General features: G+C 62.7%; 11 protein-coding genes and 1 tRNA gene. 8 read left to right on the top strand and 4 right to left on the bottom strand.

Going from position 1 to position 16,401, the window contains the following annotated elements:
• Window positions 1-4 precede the first annotated feature (4 nt).
• Window positions 5-2,296, bottom strand: coding sequence for a carbamoyltransferase HypF (gene hypF / locus GYH29_RS16465; protein WP_107731792.1), 2,292 nt, complete (start codon window positions 2,294-2,296; stop codon window positions 5-7).
• A 368-nt stretch (window positions 2,297-2,664) separates the two neighbouring features.
• Between hypF and GYH29_RS16460 the strand changes: the two genes are divergently transcribed.
• On the top strand, window positions 2,665-5,160 hold the full coding sequence (locus tag GYH29_RS16460; protein ID WP_043594224.1) for an EAL domain-containing protein: 2,496 nt from the start codon (window positions 2,665-2,667) through the stop codon (window positions 5,158-5,160).
• A 58-nt stretch (window positions 5,161-5,218) separates the two neighbouring features.
• On the opposite strand, the gene serS is transcribed toward GYH29_RS16460, so the two are convergent.
• Both serS and GYH29_RS16450 read right to left on the bottom strand, forming a co-directional pair.
• On the bottom strand, window positions 5,219-6,505 hold the full coding sequence (gene serS / locus GYH29_RS16455) for a serine--tRNA ligase (protein WP_019100274.1): 1,287 nt from the start codon (window positions 6,503-6,505) through the stop codon (window positions 5,219-5,221).
• A gap of 26 nt (window positions 6,506-6,531) precedes the next feature.
• Window positions 6,532-7,848, bottom strand: a complete 1,317-nt coding sequence (locus GYH29_RS16450) for a replication-associated recombination protein A (protein ID WP_081550979.1) — start codon at window positions 7,846-7,848, stop codon at window positions 6,532-6,534.
• Window positions 7,849-8,015: 167 nt separating this feature from the next.
• On the opposite strand from GYH29_RS16450, the gene GYH29_RS16445 reads away from it, so the two are divergent.
• The 4 genes from GYH29_RS16445 to GYH29_RS16430 all read left to right on the top strand — a co-directional run bounded on the left by GYH29_RS16445 (window position 8,016) and on the right by GYH29_RS16430 (window position 12,258).
• The gene (locus GYH29_RS16445; protein ID WP_161524150.1) at window positions 8,016-8,546 is read left to right on the top strand and encodes a GNAT family N-acetyltransferase; all 531 of its coding nucleotides are present in this window, start codon (window positions 8,016-8,018) and stop codon (window positions 8,544-8,546) included.
• A gap of 238 nt (window positions 8,547-8,784) precedes the next feature.
• Window positions 8,785-9,417: a helix-turn-helix transcriptional regulator gene (locus GYH29_RS16440; RefSeq protein ID WP_019100271.1), complete on the top strand. Its 633-nt coding sequence runs from the start codon at window positions 8,785-8,787 to the stop codon at window positions 9,415-9,417.
• Between the two features lie 126 nt (window positions 9,418-9,543).
• The gene (locus tag GYH29_RS16435; RefSeq protein WP_118268139.1) at window positions 9,544-10,875 is read left to right on the top strand and encodes an SLC5/6 family protein; all 1,332 of its coding nucleotides are present in this window, start codon (window positions 9,544-9,546) and stop codon (window positions 10,873-10,875) included.
• 66 nt (window positions 10,876-10,941) lie between these two features.
• A complete protein-coding gene (locus GYH29_RS16430; protein WP_118268138.1) occupies window positions 10,942-12,258 on the top strand; it encodes an L-cysteine desulfidase family protein in 1,317 nt (438 codons plus the stop codon).
• 335 nt (window positions 12,259-12,593) lie between these two features.
• On the opposite strand, the gene GYH29_RS16425 is transcribed toward GYH29_RS16430, so the two are convergent.
• A tRNA-Leu gene (locus tag GYH29_RS16425) sits at window positions 12,594-12,678 on the bottom strand.
• Window positions 12,679-12,845: 167 nt separating this feature from the next.
• Here GYH29_RS16425 and GYH29_RS16420 point away from each other — a divergent pair.
• From GYH29_RS16420 to GYH29_RS16410, 3 genes are all read left to right on the top strand, one after another.
• Complete coding sequence (locus GYH29_RS16420) at window positions 12,846-13,535, top strand: Bax inhibitor-1/YccA family protein (protein ID WP_039753556.1); 690 nt, start codon at window positions 12,846-12,848, stop codon at window positions 13,533-13,535.
• 596 nt (window positions 13,536-14,131) lie between these two features.
• On the top strand, window positions 14,132-15,922 hold the full coding sequence (locus tag GYH29_RS16415; protein WP_081575977.1) for a S8 family serine peptidase: 1,791 nt from the start codon (window positions 14,132-14,134) through the stop codon (window positions 15,920-15,922).
• A 2-nt stretch (window positions 15,923-15,924) separates the two neighbouring features.
• Window positions 15,925-16,395 (top strand): hypothetical protein, encoded by a 471-nt coding sequence (locus tag GYH29_RS16410; protein ID WP_019100266.1) that lies wholly within the window; start codon window positions 15,925-15,927, stop codon window positions 16,393-16,395.
• Window positions 16,396-16,401 lie beyond the last annotated feature (6 nt).

Below are 16,401 nucleotides of genomic sequence, written 5' to 3'. Positions count from 1 at the left end.
CATTTCAGCTCCGGCGGAGCAGGCGCTGGCGGGCCACCCAGGCCTGGCCCAGGCTCAGGCCGCCGTCGTTGGGCGGAAGTTGTTCCGCGGTCAGCGGGCGCAGGCCGGCCTGCTCCAGCCGCGGCAGCAGTTGTGCCATCAGTTGGCGATTGCCGCAGCAGCCGCCGGCCAGCGCCACGATGCGGGTGCCCGTGGTGCGTGCCGCCTTGATGGCCCAGTCCGCCAGCGCGGCTGCCAGCGTGGCGTGCCACAGGCTGGCGATGGCTCGGTCGTCGTCCAGTTGGCACAGATGGCGCGCAAGCGGCGTCAGGTCAAGCAGGTTGGCCTGGGTGAGCCAGCCGTCGGCTAGCGGCTCGGCTGGCTCGGCCTGAGCCTCCAGCCTTTGCGCGGCTTCGCTTTCGAAGGTTTCCACCCCGCATTGGCGGGTCAGGCCGGCGACGGCGCCGAACCAGCGGCCCAAGCTGGTGCTGTCCTGGCAGTCTCGGCGGATAGAGAGCTGTTTCTCCAATTGTTGGGCGCCGGGCTGGGCCGCCAGCCGCGGCGGCAGCGGTCCCAGTTCCAGGGTTTGCCATAAGGCCACGGCCAGTTTCCAGGGGGGTAGCCGGCTGCGTCCCACGCCGGGCAGCGGCAACGGCGAGATGTGGCCGATGCGTTCGCAGCTGTCGCCGTCCACCAGCATCATTTCACCGCCCCAGGCGCCGTTGTTGTGACCCAGGCCATAGCCGTCCAGCGCCAAGCCCAAAGCCGGTTCCGCCACGCCGTGTTCGGCCAGCACCGCGCCCAGGTGGGCATGGTGGTGCTGAACCCGGATCAGCGGCACTTCCCATTGCTTGGACAAGTGTTCGGCCAGCATGCTGGAGTAGGTGCCGGTTTCCAGGTCGCAAGCCACTGCCTGCGGAGCGACGCCGGTGAGGTCGAGCAAGTGGTCGGCCGCTTGTTGCAGCGCCTCGCAGGTCAGAGGGTGGTTGAGCGCGCCGATGTATTGCGACACGAAGGCGTCCTTGCCGCGCAGCACGGTGGCGGTGGCCTTCATATAGGCGCCCAGCGCCAGTACCGGCGGGCCGTCCAGCGTCAACGGCACCGGGTCCGGCACAAAGCCGCGAGCGCGGCGGAACAGCAGCGGCCGCCGCCGCTCCAGCGATACCACGCTATCGTCGCAACGAGTGACGATGGCGCGGTTATGCAGCAGGAAGACGTCGGCTACCTGGTTCAGCCGTTCGCGGGCCTCTTGGTTGCCGGTGACGATGGGCTCGCCGGACAAGTTGGCGCTGCTCATCACCCATAGCCGCGAGCAGGGCTGGCGCAGCCAACTGGTCCCGGGCGGGCGGCCCAGCGCTTCGTGGAACAGCAGCCATTGAAGCGGAGTGTAGGGCAGCATCACGCCCAGAGCCGACAGACCGGGTGCAATGTCCGGCAGCAGTTGGTCGGCTTCGGGTTTTTTGTTCAGCAACACGATGGGGCGTTCCGGGCGTTGCAACCAGGCGGCCTCTTCTTCGCTGACATGGCAGAGCGCGCGGATGGATTCCACGTTCAGTGCCATGATGGCCAGCGGTTTGCCGGGGCGGTGTTTGAGCTGGCGCAGCCGCGCCACCGCCGCCGGGCTGGCTGCGTCGCAGACCAGATGGAAGCCGCCCAAGCCTTTCATCGCTATGCTGCGACCCATATTGAGGATTTGCACCGCGCCCACGATGGGGTCGCCGTTCAGGCTCTGGCCAAAGCGGTCGGTCAGCTGCAGCTTGGGGCCGCACACCGGGCAGGCGGTGGGTTCGGCGTGAAAGCGGCGGCTGTTCGGGTCAAGGTATTCTTGGCGGCAGACGGGACACAGCGGAAAGGCCAGCATGCTGGTGTTGGCGCGGTCGTAGGGCAGCCGGTGGGTGACGGTGTAGCGCGGCCCGCAATCGGTGCAGTTGATGAAGGGAAAGCGGTAGCGGCGGTCGCCAGGGGTGAACAGTTCTTCCACGCAGCACGGACAAGTGGCTACGTCCGCCGGCAACCGGGCGTGGGTGACCGCGCCGCTGCTTTCTTCTATTTGAAAGCGTTGTTCGGTATCGCGCAGCGGAATATCGCGCTCCTGCAGCGCGTCGATGTGCGCCAGCGGCGGCAGGCGGGTTCGAAGCGCCTGGCGGAAGGCGCTCAGCGCCTGCGGCTCGCCTTGCAGTTCCAGCGTGACGCCTTCGCCGCTGTTTCGGACAAAGCCGGTGAGGCCGCACTCGCTGGCCGTGCGCCAGATGAAGGGACGGAAGCCGACGCCTTGAACCCGGCCCTGAACCGATAGGTGGATGCGTTGTTGGCTCATGGTGCTTGTGTCGCTGTGTGGGTGGTTGGGCTGACTATGCGCATTGCCGCCGTTCCAACAAGTGATTTTGCTGCACCGCGCAATACCTTTGTCATTTTCATGGCGAGTTTAAATTCGCCGATTCTGTTGTCAGCCTAGCAGCCACGCTCCGCATCGCGCCTTGTTCTAGATCATGTATATGAGTATTTGACGATTTACTGAATGCAAAAGGAATGTCTTGAGGAAGAAACCGGCGGGATTTGAGAGGGGGTAAGAAGCCTCGATGCCGCTGTAGAGCGGGGCTGTTGCAATCCGACTATATGACGGCGATTTGCATCGTTATAATGCCATTTGGAATTTTTCCGTGAATAGCCCGGGTTGGATTGTTAATGTATTGCTTAAAACAGTGTATAAAAGAAATCTCTACCCCGGATATCCTGGCGTGCTCGGCGGATACGTCGCTGGCGGAGGCGGCGCGGCGCATGTTGCTGGCGGGCTGTGGTTCCATCGTGGTGCAGGACGAGGCGGGACGGCCGTTGGGGATTTGGACCGAAGCCGACGCGTTGGCGCTGGACCGGTTGGATGGCGTGGTTGGCATGAGGCCGGTGGGCGGCGCGATGAGCACGCCCTTGGTGGTACTGCCGCACGATCTGCCGGTGAGCGAGGCGGTGGCCCTGTTCCGCCAGCGCGGCATCCGTCATGCGCTGGTGGAGCAGGCCGGCAAGATGTGCGGCGTGGTGTCGCTGACCGATATCGTGTTGAGCCAGGGCAGCGAATCCTTTCTAAGCGTGCGGCGGGTGGTGGCGGACCGCGCCGCGCCCTTATGTTTGCTGGGCGCTCAGGGCTCGCCTGAAGAGGCGCTGGCCTTGATGCGGCGTCACGGCGCCACGGCTTTGGCTGTCAGTTTCGATAATGGGGACTACGGCATCCTGACCCTGCGCGATCTGCTGCGGCTGTTGGCCGAGGGACGAGCGCCGGCGACGCTGGCCGAAGCCTGCTCCTGGCCGCTGCTGGGCGTGCGCGAGGGCAGCAGCCTGTTGCAGGCCAGGCAGTTGATCCTGCAGCATAAGATTCGGCACTTGGCGGTGTACGACGTCGATGGAACGCTGCTGCAGTTGCTGGGGTTCCGCGACATTATCCAGATGGTGGAGCAGGAGTTTTTGCAGGAACTGCATTCCGCCTTGCGCGAGCGCGACGACGCGCTGCTGCATTCTCGGCGCAGCCTGTTGTTGGCGGACAAGGTGTTCGAGTCAACGCTTGAGGGCATCTTGATCACCGACGGCAACGGGGTGATCCAGATGGTGAACCCGGCGTTCAGCCGCATCACTGGTTACAGCAGCCAGGAGGCCCTGGGCCGCACGCCCGCCTTGCTCAAATCCGGCCGGCAGCCGGCGGACTTTTATCAGAAGCTGTGGCAAAGCCTGAAAGAGAGCGGGGTCTGGCAGGGCGAGGTGGTCAACCGCCGCAAGGGCGGCCTGTTGTACACCGAGCATCTGAGCATTACCGCCATCCGCGACGCGGACGGAGAATGCCTGCATTACGTGGCGGTGTTTTCCGACATCACCCAGCGCAAGCAGTCTGAGGAGCGGCTGCACTTTCTGGCCAATCACGACGCCTTGACCGGCTTGCCCAACCGGACCCTGTTCCTGGAGCGGCTGCAAGAGGCGATAGAGCGGGCGCAGCCGACGCGGGCGCAGTTCGCGCTGCTGTTCGTCGACCTGGACCGCTTCAAGCTGGTCAACGACACGCTGGGACATCATGCCGGCGACGAATTGCTGGTGCGTATCGCCTCAGTGTTGCTGCAGTATGCGCCGCCGCACTCCACCGTGGCCAGGTTGTCCGGGGACGAGTTCATCCTGTTGCTTCCGGCGGTGGAGCGTGTGACCCAGGTGGCGGCGCTGGCGCAGCAGTTGCTGGACGGCGTGACCGAACAGTCCGGCCTGACAGGCCACGAGCTGTTCATCTCCGCCAGCATCGGCATCAGCATGTATCCGGAGGACGGGGTCAGCGCGGATGCTTTGTTGGTGAACGCGGATTCCGCGATGTACCAAGCCAAAGAGCGCGGCAAGAACAATTTTCAGTTCTACACCTCGGACATGAACGCGCGGGCCATGGAGCGGCTGAAACTGGAGTACAGCCTGCACCGCGCGCTGGCGCAGGAAGAGCTGGAAGTGTGGTATCAGCCCAAGGTGGAACTGGCTACGCAGCGGGTGGTGGGGGCGGAGGCTTTGCTGCGCTGGCGCCATCCCGAACTGGGGCTGATGGCGCCCGCCAAGTTTATCCCGATCGCCGAGGACGGCTCGTTGATGGTGCCGATAGGCGAGTGGGTGCTGGACACCGCTTGCCGAGACTGGGCTCAGTGGCATGCGATGGGACTGGAGCCCGGCCGCATCGCGGTCAATGTGTCCGGCCGCCAGCTCAAGTACGGCAGCTTCGCCGACACGGTGGCGCGCACGTTGCGCCGGCATGGTCTGAATAGCGGCGAGTTGGAGCTGGAGATTACCGAAAGCGTGGCGATGGACGAGGATAGCGGCATGGTGGAGGCTTTGCAGCGCTTGCGCGAGTTGGGCGTTTATCTGTCCATCGACGATTTCGGCACCGGCTATTCCTCGCTGTCCTATTTGAAGCGGCTGCCGGTCAAGGGCTTGAAGATTGATCGTTCCTTCATCATGGACCTGCACCATGACGGCGACGACGCCGCCATCACCAGCGCCATCATTTCGATAGGCCGCAGTCTGGGGTTGGAACTGGTGGCCGAGGGCGTGGAACTGGAGTCGCAGCGTGATTTCCTGCTGCGGCAGGGCTGCCGGCTGGGCCAGGGCTATCTATTCAGCAAGCCGTTGCCGCGAGCCGAGTTCGAAGCGCTGCTGGCGGCGCGGATGTGAAAAACGGCGCCCGCGATGGGCGCCGTTGTCTTGTGTCGGTTTTAAGCCAGGCTTGAGTTTAACCGCCGATTTTGTCGCGGCCGCCAAAGTAAGGCCGCAGCACCGCCGGGATGGTCACGCTGCCGTCGGCGTTCTGGTAGTTTTCCAGCACCGCCACCAGGGTGCGTCCCACCGCCAGGCCGGAGCCGTTCAGCGTGTGCACCAGCTGGTTCTTGCCGTTTTCGTCCTTGTAGCGCGCCATCATGCGGCGTGCCTGGAAGGCTTCGCAGTTGGAGCAACTGGAGATTTCGCGATAGGTGTTCTGCGCCGGCAGCCAGACTTCCAGATCGTAAGTCTTGGCGGCGCCGAAGCCCATGTCGCCGGTGCACAGCGTGATCACGCGGTAGGGCAGTTCCAGCGCCTTGAGGATGTTCTCGGCGTGGCTGACCATCTCTTCCAGCGCGGCGTAGGAGTCTTCCGGCTTCTCGATGCGCACCATCTCCACCTTGTCGAACTGGTGCTGGCGGATCATGCCGCGGGTGTCGCGGCCGTAGCTGCCGGCTTCGGAACGGAAGCAGGGCGAATGCGCGGTCAGTTTCAGCGGCAGTTCCTCAGCCTTGAGGATGCTGTTGCTGACGGTGTTGGTCAGCGTGATTTCCGAGGTGGAGATCAGGTACTGGTCCACATTGCCTTCTTCGCCGCCCTTGGTCACCTTGAACATGTCCTCGGCGAACTTGGGCAGCTGACCGGTGCCCAGCAGCGCGCTGTCGTTGACGATGTAGGGAGTGTAATGCTCGACGTAGCCGTGATCGCCGGTATGGGTGTTCAGCATGAACTGGGCGATGGCGCGGTGCAGCCGGGCGATGTCGCCTTTGAGCACGGTGAAGCGCGCGCCGGACAGCTTGGCGCCGGTGTCGAAGTCCAGGCCCAGCGGCGCGCCGACGTCGACATGGTCTTTGACCTCGAAGTCGAACTGGCGCGGCACGCCGACGCGGCGCACTTCCACATTGTCGTTTTCGTCCTTGCCCGCCGGCACCGATTCGTGCGGCAGGTTGGGGATGGACATTAGCCAGGCGTCCAACTGCTTTTGCACCGCGTCGAAGCCTTGCTCGGCGGCTTTCAATTCGTCGCCCAGCGTCGCCACTTCGGCCAGGATGGCTGACACGTCTTCGCCCTTGCCCTTGGCCACGCCGATCTGCTTGGATGAGGCGTTGCGCTTGGCTTGCAGTTCCTGCATGCGGGTTTGCAGGGATTTGCGTTCGGACTCCAGCTGGTTGAAGGCTGCGGTGTCCAGGGTATAGCCGCGGCCGGCCAGACGGGCGGCGACGGCTTCGATGTCGTTGCGAAGCAGATTGATGTCGAGCATGGTTAGGTTGGTCCTGTTTCTTTCACTTATTCGGAGTCTTGCCGGGCGTCGTCGTCGAGCTGACGCAGGAAATCCAGCTTGTCCCGTATTTTGCTTTCCAGTCCGCGCGGAGTCGGCTGATACCAGCGCATGTCCTCGAGCCCTTCCGGCAGATAGGTCTCTCCGGCGGCGTAGGCATGGGGTTCGTCGTGGGCGTAGCGGTATTCGTGGCCGTAGCCCAACTCCTTCATCAGCCGGGTGGGCGCATTGCGCAAGTGTACCGGCACCGGCCGGGATTTGTCCTGTTTGATGAAGGCGCGGGCCTCATTATACGCCTTGTACCCGGCGTTGCTCTTGGCGGCTACGGCCAAATACAGCGCGGCTTGAGCCAGCGCAAGTTCGCCTTCCGGGCTGCCCAGCCGCTCATAGGTGGCGGCGGCGTCGTTGGCGATCTGCATCGCGCGCGGGTCGGCCAGGCCGATATCCTCCCAGGCCATGCGCACCAGCCGGCGCGCCAGGTAGCGCGCGTCGGCGCCGCCGTCCAGCATCCGCGTCAGCCAGTACAGCGCCGCGTCCGGATTGGAGCCGCGCACCGATTTGTGCAGTGCGGAGATCTGGTCGTAGAAATCGTCTCCGCCCTTGTCGAAGCGACGCGCGTTGACGGTCAGCACCTCGGACAGAAAGTCGCGGTCTATCTGGCCGGTCTTGCGGGCGTAGGCGGCGGTGCGGGTCTGCTCCAGCAGGTTGAGGAAGCGGCGGGCGTCGCCGTCGGCGTAGCCGGTCAGCGTATCGATGGCGGCATCGTCGAAGCTCAGCCCCTCCAGCGCGCCGTTGGCGGCGGCCCGTTCGAACAACTGGCGCAGTTCTTCTTCGTCCAGGCTGTTCAGCACATAGACCTGGGCGCGCGACAGCAGCGCGGAGTTGACTTCGAAGGAGGGGTTTTCCGTGGTGGCGCCGATGAAGGTGAGCAGGCCGGATTCGACAAAGGGCAGGAAGGCGTCCTGCTGGCTCTTGTTGAAGCGGTGCACTTCGTCGACGAACAGAATGGTGTGGCGGCCGGAGCGCTGCAGCGCGGCGTGCGCGCGCTCCACCGCCTCGCGGATGTCCTTGACGCCGGAGAACACTGCCGACAGCGGGATGAATTCGGCGTCGAAACTGGCGGCGAGAATGCGCGCCAGCGTGGTCTTGCCGACGCCGGGCGGGCCCCACAGAATCATCGAGTGCGGGGTGCGCGCCTCCACGGCCAGCCGCAGCGGTTTGCCAGGGCCGATCAAGTGCCGTTGGCCGATCACCTCGTCGAGGCGGCCGGGACGCAGCGCTTCGGCCAGCGGTTTTTTCGGTTCATGGGCAAACAGATCGTTCATGGCGGGGTTCTGCGGCGGGGGAAATCAAAGCGACAGTATATCAGCTGAGCCGCAGGGCGCGCCTGCCGCGCGGATTTGTTGCAGCGCAAAAAAATATGGCGTTGACGGATGATTGCTGGCAAATTGTTTCCATTGTCATGATATTGCAAACGGCTTGGGAGGCAGAAATGCAAGCAGTGGATACCGGCCGCATGATTTTGCGGCCTTTCAAGGAGGATGACCTGGACGCCTTTTACCGGCTTGGTACCGTGGCCGAGGCCATCCGCTATGTCGGCAACACGCCTTTTGGCTCGCCCGAGCAAGCTTTGCAGGCAATGCGCGACGGCCCGCTAGCGGATTATGAGCGGCATGGTTTTGGCCGAGTGGCCTGCGTGTGGAAGGATAGCGGCGAGGTAATAGGCTTCAGTGGCCTGAAATACATGGCGGCGGTGGACGCGGTGGAATTGGGCTATCGCTTTCTGCCGGAGTACTGGGGTTTGGGCCTGGCCACCGAGTCCGGCCGCGCCTGTCTGCGCCTGGCGCGGGATGTTTACGCGCTGGACCGGCTGGTGGGCTTGGTGCATCCGGACAATGCCGGCTCCGCGCGCGTGTTGAGCAAGCTGGGCTTCGCGGTGGAGGGGCAGGTGCGTTTGGACTTCATTCCGGACACGCCGGTGGATTTGTTCGCCAGAGGGTTGTCGGCGGATGAGGCTTTGTAATGTGTAAAGAGGGAAGCGCCCTGACCTAGCTGTCCGGCGTTCAACTCCGCCAGGCCTGACGGCTGTTTTTCTATTGTGTAACCCGCTATTTTGGCGGGTTTTTTTCATGGGGCGCCGCGTTGGCGACGGGCGGCGGCCTGAACGGGTTTGACGCGCGTCAAATGCGCTCGTGGTTGCGCATGACATGGATGAGTGGTGATGCATAGAATCTCAACGTGATAATTTTTTTGTCATCGCCATGAAACTGCAACTTGACGCGGAAGTGCTCGCCGATTTCGTGTCGGCCCTGTTGGGGCCGGACAGCGAAGTGGCTGTGCACGATCTATCCGATCCCAGCGCCTCGCTCAAAATCATCCGCAATGGGCATGTGTCCGGCCGCAGCGTCGGCGCCCCGGCCACCGACCTCGCCTTGTGCATGGCGCGGGAGTGCTCCGCCAAGGGGGGCGAGAACTATCGGCTGAACTACCGCAGCAAGACCCGAGGCGGAGTGTCGCTGCGTTCGTCCACCCTGGTGATCAAGGACGAGACCGGCCGCGTGCAGGCCATGCTCTGCGTCAACTCCGACGACAGCCGCTACAAGCGCGCGCTGGAGGCGGTACAGGCTCTGCTGCCGGTGGAACTGTCTCACGACTCGCATCAGGAAACCTTGTCGCTAGGCATTGATGATGTTGGCGTGGGGATTATGCAGGGCGTGCTGGAGCAATACGCGATTGATCCTACGCGCTTGTCCGGCGATGAAAAACTGGAGGTGATCAGGGAGCTGAATCAGCGGGGCTTGTTCTCTATCCGCGGATTCGTCGGCAAGGCTTCGCAGGCGTTGGAGATTTCCGAACCCACTCTTTACCGCTATCTGAAGCAGTGCCGCGACTGAGGGCTTCCGATACGCGTCCGAGAATCCTTTCACGCGCTGTTGGCGCAACGCGGCGGGGAAACCCAAGCATCCGGTTGGCGCCGGAGGGCTTGAGACAGTAGATGAACCACTAAAGGAACAACGAGTATGGACATCACCCAAGTGGGCGTCAAGCCCAGGGCAAGCGCTGCCGAGCGCGCGGGAATGAGCGAGGCGGAATGGCGGGAGGCGGAATGGCGGGAGGCGGTGCGTTTCGACGGCATCGACCGCGGTTGGGTCGTGATGAGCATAGGCATGGCGATAGGCGCCGGCATCGTGTTCCTGCCGGTGCAGGTGGGGCTAATGGGCTTGTGGGTGTTCCTGCTGTCTTCCGTCATCGGCTATCCGGCGATGTATCTGTTCCAGCGTCTGTTCATCAACACCTTGGCGGAGTCGCCGGAGTGCAAGGATTACCCCAGCGTGATCAGCGGCTATCTGGGCAAGAACTGGGGCATTCTGCTGGGGGCGCTCTACTTCATCATGCTGGTGATCTGGGTTTTTGTGTATTCAACCGCCATCACTAACGACAGCGCCTCCTTTCTGCATAGCTTCGGTGTGACCGAGACGCTGCTGTCCGCCAATCCCTTCTATGGCTTGGGGCTGATCTGTCTGCTGGTGGCGCTGGCTTCCCGTGGCGAGCAACTGCTATTCAAGATTTCCACCGGCATGGTGTTGACCAAGCTGGGCGTGGTGGCGGTGCTGGGCCTGGCCATGGTTTCGGAATGGCGAATGGTCAATGTGGGCGCTTTCCCCTCGCTGGGCAGCCTGATCAAGGACGCCATCGTCATGCTGCCGTTCACGCTGACCTCCATCCTGTTCATTCAAAGCCTGAGCCCGATGGTGATTTCCTACCGCGCGCGGGAAAAGTCGCGGAAAGTGGCGCAGTACAAGGCAATGCGGGCGATGAACATCGCCTTCGGCATCCTCTTCGTTACCGTCTTTTTCTACGCGGTGTCCTTTACCTTGGCGATGGGGCACGAGCAGGCGGTCAAGGCCTCGCATGAAAACATTTCCGCTTTGGCCATGGTGGCCAGCAGCATGCCGGGCGATATGGTGAAGCTGTTCAGCCTGATCCTGAATATTTTTGCGGTGATGACCGCGTATTTCGGCGTTTATCTGGGCTTCCGCGAGGCCTGCCAGGGCCTGGCGATGAATCTGCTGCGCCGGGTGATGCCGGAGGAGCGTATCCGGCCTGAGTGGGTGGCCAAGGGCATCATGGTGTTCACCGTCTTGCTGTCCTGGGGCGCCATCGTGCTGAACGCGCCGGTGCTGAGCTTCACTTCGATCTGCAGCCCGGTTTTTGGCTTGGTGGGCTGTTTGATCCCGGCCTATCTGGTTTACCAAGTGCCCTTCCTGCACAAATACAAGGGCGCCGCGCTCAAGATCATCATCGCCACCGGCCTTTTGCTCTGCGTGTCGCCGTTCCTGGCTTTCTCCTGATTTTCGCCGCCGGCCCGCCTTGTGGGCGGCGGCAAGACATTTACTTGATTTGAAAGCGTAATCATTATGTGTACACCAACTCTCAACACCGATCTGTGGCCGAAGTTCGTCAAGGCGGCGCGCGCGGAAGTGGCGCCGGCGCTGGGTTGCACCGAGCCGATTTCATTGGCCCTGGCCTGTGCCATCGCCGCCAAGACGCTGGGCCGCGCGCCAGAGCGCATCGAAGCGCGGGTTTCGCCCAATCTGATGAAGAACGGCATGGGCGTGACGGTGCCGGGCACTGGCGCGGTGGGCTTGCAGATCGCCGCCGCGGTGGGCGCGCTGGGCGGCGACCCGGACGGCAAGCTGGAGGTGCTAAAGGGTTTGAGCGGCGAAGTGGTGGATGCCGCCAAACGCATGCTCGCCGAGCAGCGCGTGACGCTGAGCATCGCGGACGTGCCGAATATCCTGTATTCGGAAGCCCGAGTGTTCGCCGGCGACGAGACGGCACGGGTCTGTATCGCGGACTCTCACACTAATGTGGTGCTGATCGAGCGCAATGGCGCGGCGTTGTTCCGCGCTGAACTCGAGAGTTCCGGCCAGGCCGGCGCCGCGTACGACTTTTCCGACGCGACGGCGCGGGATGTTTACGACTTCGCCACCCAGGCTCCGCTGGAGGCGATGGATTTCATCCACGAGGCGGCCACGCTGAACGAGGCGCTGTCGCGAGCGGGCATGGGGGGACAGTTTGGCCTGCACATTGGCGCAACCCTGCACAAGCAGGTGAGCGCCGGATTGTTGTCGGACAATCTGTTGACCCGCATCCTCACCCGCACCACCGCGGCGTCCGACGCCCGCATGGGCGGCGCCACCCTGCCGGCGATGAGCAACTCCGGCTCCGGAAATCAGGGCATTGCCGCTACCATGCCGGTGGTGGTGGTGGCCGAGCATGTCGGCGCCGATCGCGAGGGGCTGACGCGAGCGCTGATGCTGTCGCACTTGATGGCCATTTATATTCACGCCCGGCTGCCCAAGCTGTCCGCGCTGTGCGCGGTCACTACCGCGTCCATGGGCGCGGCGGCGGGGATGGCTCAGTTGCTGGGCGGCGGCTACGCGGTGGCGGGCATGGCCATTTCCAGCATGATAGGCGACTTGGCCGGCATGATTTGCGACGGCGCGTCCAATAGCTGCGCGATGAAGGTGTCCACTTCGGCGGGGTCAGCTTACAAGGCGGTACTGATGGCGCTGGACGGCGTGTGCGTGGCGGGCAGCGACGGCATTGTGGAATGTGAGCTGGACGCCTCCATCGCCAACCTGGGCAAGCTGGCCAGCCAGGGAATGGTGCAGACTGATGCGCAGATTCTGAAAATCATGATGGACAAGCAAACCGCCGCCAGTGCTTGATCCCATCACGCTAAATCCAACGCCCTCGACGAGTCTGCGCTTCGAGGGCGTTTTTCATGGCCTGCGTTTGTGATTCGGGAGCGTGCTTGCCGGCTAAGGCTCAAGCGGCTGGGGAAGCAGAGTGTTTATACGAAGCATGAGCAAGCTTGTTTTAACGATGTATCGCTGAAGCGCAGCAAGTTTTGAACAGGTTCCGAGGAACAGTTTGGAGCTTGGGCGGGACAAAGATAATGCAAGATAAACGGAAAACAGCGTGTTGAGCCGAGCCGCTTTGCTACGACGGTAGGGAGGGCTTAGCCCAAGCGTTTTGCAAGAGGTATGGGTACAATCAGGGTTGGTGCGAAAGGAGAGACTCGAACTCTCACGCCTTGCGGCGCTGGAACCTAAATCCAGTGCGTCTACCAATTCCGCCACTTTCGCTTTGATGCCGCTTGCAAATTAAAACAACCGTCCTCATTTGCAAGGGAGTGCAAGAATACCCGAAGCGTTTGCGCGACGCAAGCCGGGCCGCCGGGAAACTTATTGCCACAGCGGCTGTCACTGTCGGTACAATTTGATAAAAATCCCTTTGGAGAAAGGCTTACATTATGCACCCGAACCTTGAGACGGCCTATCAGACGACCGGTATGGCCGAGGTACGCCATAAGGTTCTTCGCAATACTTATGGTTTGCTGGGCCTGTCGATGATTCCTACGGTGATGGGAGCCATCGTCGGCACCAATATGAATTTCGGCTTCCTGGCCGGCAGCCCCATCATCGGCATGCTGGCGATCCTGGCCGTATTCTACGGCTTGGTGTTCGCCATCGAGAAAAACCGCTACAGCTCGGCTGGTGTGTTTCTGATGCTGGGTTTCACTTTCCTGATGGGCTTGCTGTTGGGGCCCTTGCTGCAACTGGCGTTCAAGTTTTCCAACGGCGGCCAGCTGATTATGACCGCGGGCGCGGCCACCGCGCTGGTGTTCTTCGTGATGGCGGGCATTGCCACCACCACCAAGCGCGATCTGAGCGGCCTGGGCAACTTCCTCACCGTGGGCGCCATCGTGCTGATGGTAGCGGTGGTGGCCAACATCTTCCTGCGCATGCCGGCTTTCCATCTGATGATTTCCGCGGCTTTCGCGCTGTTCAGCTCGCTGATGATTCTGTGGCAGGTCAAGGTGGTGGTGGACGGCGGCGAGGACAGCTACATTTCCGCGGCGTTGTCGATCTACATCAGCATTTACAACCTGTTCACCAGCTTGTTGCAACTGTTGCTGGCTTTTGCCGGAGAACGCGACTAAACCTCGCGTCGGCATCGTCTTCCAATCCAAAACGCCCCGTCCGGGGCGTTTTTTATTTGTTCCTTTTTCTTCTCTTTCTTAGTGCTTCTGTCTGACAAATCCTGACGTTCTTCTCTGGGTCTGGCTGTGTTTATGGGCGACTGGCCGCTGCGCCGTCGGCTACGGTAATTGTTGGATGTTTCATGCTAAGCGGTTGATTTTGACATCATTTTTCCTGGTTTGTTGCTTCCTTTCGTCATATTTGCGAATGGGAATTATTGCATTTTGTATTATGAAGTTTTTATATACGATAAAAATAAATAGGACTTTGGCATTTTCGATTTTGATGGTTCACTGCTTGGGCGGATGCCGCTTGGGCCGGCCGGAGCGCGGAGGTGGAGGCCGCCCTGACGGCCCGGCGCGAGCGCCGACGCAGGTTCGCCGCAAGGCGACCGGGTAAGGATGGCTTGGCCTTCCGAAACCGGACGCCGGCGCGGGACCGAGGATTTCGCCGCCGCTGGCAGGCGGGGGCGAATGGCTGAGAGCGATGGGGTGGCAGCCCCGGACTCACGGCGGTTTTTCTCAATAGACCGTAGTTTCGACACTTAGGAGATGCAATGCGTATCCATATCACGGTGGGCGCGGTTTCGTTGGCCCTGGCGTCCCTGGCCGGTCAGGCCGCAACGCCCTTGCAGCCGGGAGACCCGCTGGTGTCCCAGCAATGGTTCCTGCAAAACACGGGGCAGAACGCGTTTTCGCAACGCGGCGGCGTGGCCGGCATTGATCTGAACCTGGCGCTCAGCCATTCGCGCAGCATCCAGGGGCACGGCGTGACAGTGACCGTCATCGACGACGGCCTGGAGATCCGCCACCCGGACTTGGCGGGCAATGTGGTGCCCGGCTCCAAGAATCTGGCGAACAATAGCGACGACCCGACCCCCAGCGCGGCCACCGACAGCCACGGCACCGCCGTGGCCGGCATCGCCGCCGCGGTGGGCTTCAACAATCTGGGAGGCCGCGGCGTGGCGCCGGCGGCCAGTTTGAACGGCTTCAACTGGCTGAAGGCGCAGACCACCGCCGGTTGGATGCTGTCGCACGGCAAATCGCCGAGCGACGGCGCCGGCCAGTCGTCCACCAGCTCCCGCGTGTTCAACCAGAGCTACGGCAGCTCGGCGATCCGCTCGATTCCGGGCAATCCGGACACTGATATGTCGTTGCGAGTGCGAGACGAAGCGCACGAGGACGTCAGCCTGCGCAGCAACGGCGGCAAGGGCGCGGTGTTCGTCAAGTCGGCGGGCAACGCCTACGTCAGCTTCCAATCCGGCTCGGACAATGACGGCAAACCCACTTATGTCTTGGCCAAGGCCGGCAACGACGGTCTGCCGATTCAGGACTCCAACCTGACCACCGACAACAGCAACTACTGGAACGTGGTGGTGTCGGCGCTGAACGCCGACGGCGTGCGCTCGTCCTACTCCTCGGTGGGCGCCAACGTGCTGCTGACTTCCCCTGGCGGCGAGTACGGCATCGCCACCCCGGCGATGGTGACCACCGACTTGGTGGGGTGCGACCGCGGCTCCAACTCCACGTTGCGTCCGTCCACCAATCAGTTGCACGGCGGCACCGCGCTGGACCCTAATTGCGATTATCGCGGCACCATGAACGGCACTTCCGCCGCGGCGCCGGCGGCTTCAGGTTCATTCGCGTTGCTGATGTCGGCTTATCCCAGCCTGAGCGCGCGCGATGTGCGCGATCTGCTGATCAAATCGGCGCGTAAAGTGGATGCCAATCATGCCGGCGTGACCCTGGCCTTCAAGGACGCCAAGGGGGGAGCGCACAGCTACCAGGCTTTGCCGGGGTGGCAGAACAACGCCGCCGGTCTCGCCTTCCATCCGTTCTACGGCTTTGGCCTGATCGATGTAGACAAGGCGGTGGAGCTGGGCCGCACTCATAAGCCGCTGACGGCGCTGGAGAAGACGCGCTGGCAGACGGTGTCGGTGATGAAGGCGATTCCAGACGCCAGCGAAGCCGGTCTGGACAGCGTGTACACCCACGCCGAGGATTTGACGGTGGAAGCGGTGCAAGTGCTGGTGGACGCCAAGCACGGCCGCGCCAACGACCTGGCGGTGGAACTGATTTCGCCGGCGGGTACCCGCTCGGTATTGCTGTCGCCGCGCACCGGCCTGGTGAACGAGAGTTACGGCCTGAACCAGCAGCGTTTGTTGTCCAACCACTTTTACGGCGAATCGGCGCGCGGTCAATGGCGGCTGCGCGTGATCGACACCAACGGCGCCGAGTACTATTACGACTACCGGGACGCTAAGGGCCAGAGCACGCTGAGCCTGCCCAACGCCACCGGCACCCTGCGGTCTTGGTCCATCCGCTTCATCGGCCACAAAGGAGCATAACGATGAAACATTCCCTGATTCTGGCCGGCCTGCTGGCCTTGGCCGCCGGCGCTCAGGCCGCCGACGTTCCGTCCTTCAAGCAGAAGCCGGGCGGCCAGCCGCTGGTGATCAACGGCAAGACCTATTACAAACAAGCGGCTCCGGCCGGCAAGCTGCCGCAGGGCGTCAGCGCCCGCTCGGCGGCGAGCGAGGGAGGTGTGACGCTGAAGCGCGGCGACGTGCTGCGTTCCGAAGGGGAACTGGCTCCGTCCAGGGTCAGCGGCGTGGTGATGGTGAAGCTGGCTTCGCCGCGAGACGAGGCCGCGGTGGCGCGCGACCATAGCCTGAGCGTGCGTTACCGCACTCAAAGCGTGGTGGTGTTCGACGCGCCGGCCCAGGTCGAGTTGCTGTCCTTGCAACAGCGCCTGTCCGCGGACAAGCGGGTGAAGCAAGTGCAGTTGGAGGTATTCAGTAATAGCGAGTTGCCGCAATAAGGGCGT

Origin of the sequence: Chromobacterium haemolyticum (assembly GCF_009936155.1) — a bacterium.
GTDB lineage: Bacteria > Pseudomonadota > Gammaproteobacteria > Burkholderiales > Chromobacteriaceae > Chromobacterium > Chromobacterium haemolyticum.
The sequence above is the reverse complement of the archived record's forward strand: the minus strand, read 5'-3'. Positions and strand labels throughout refer to the sequence as shown.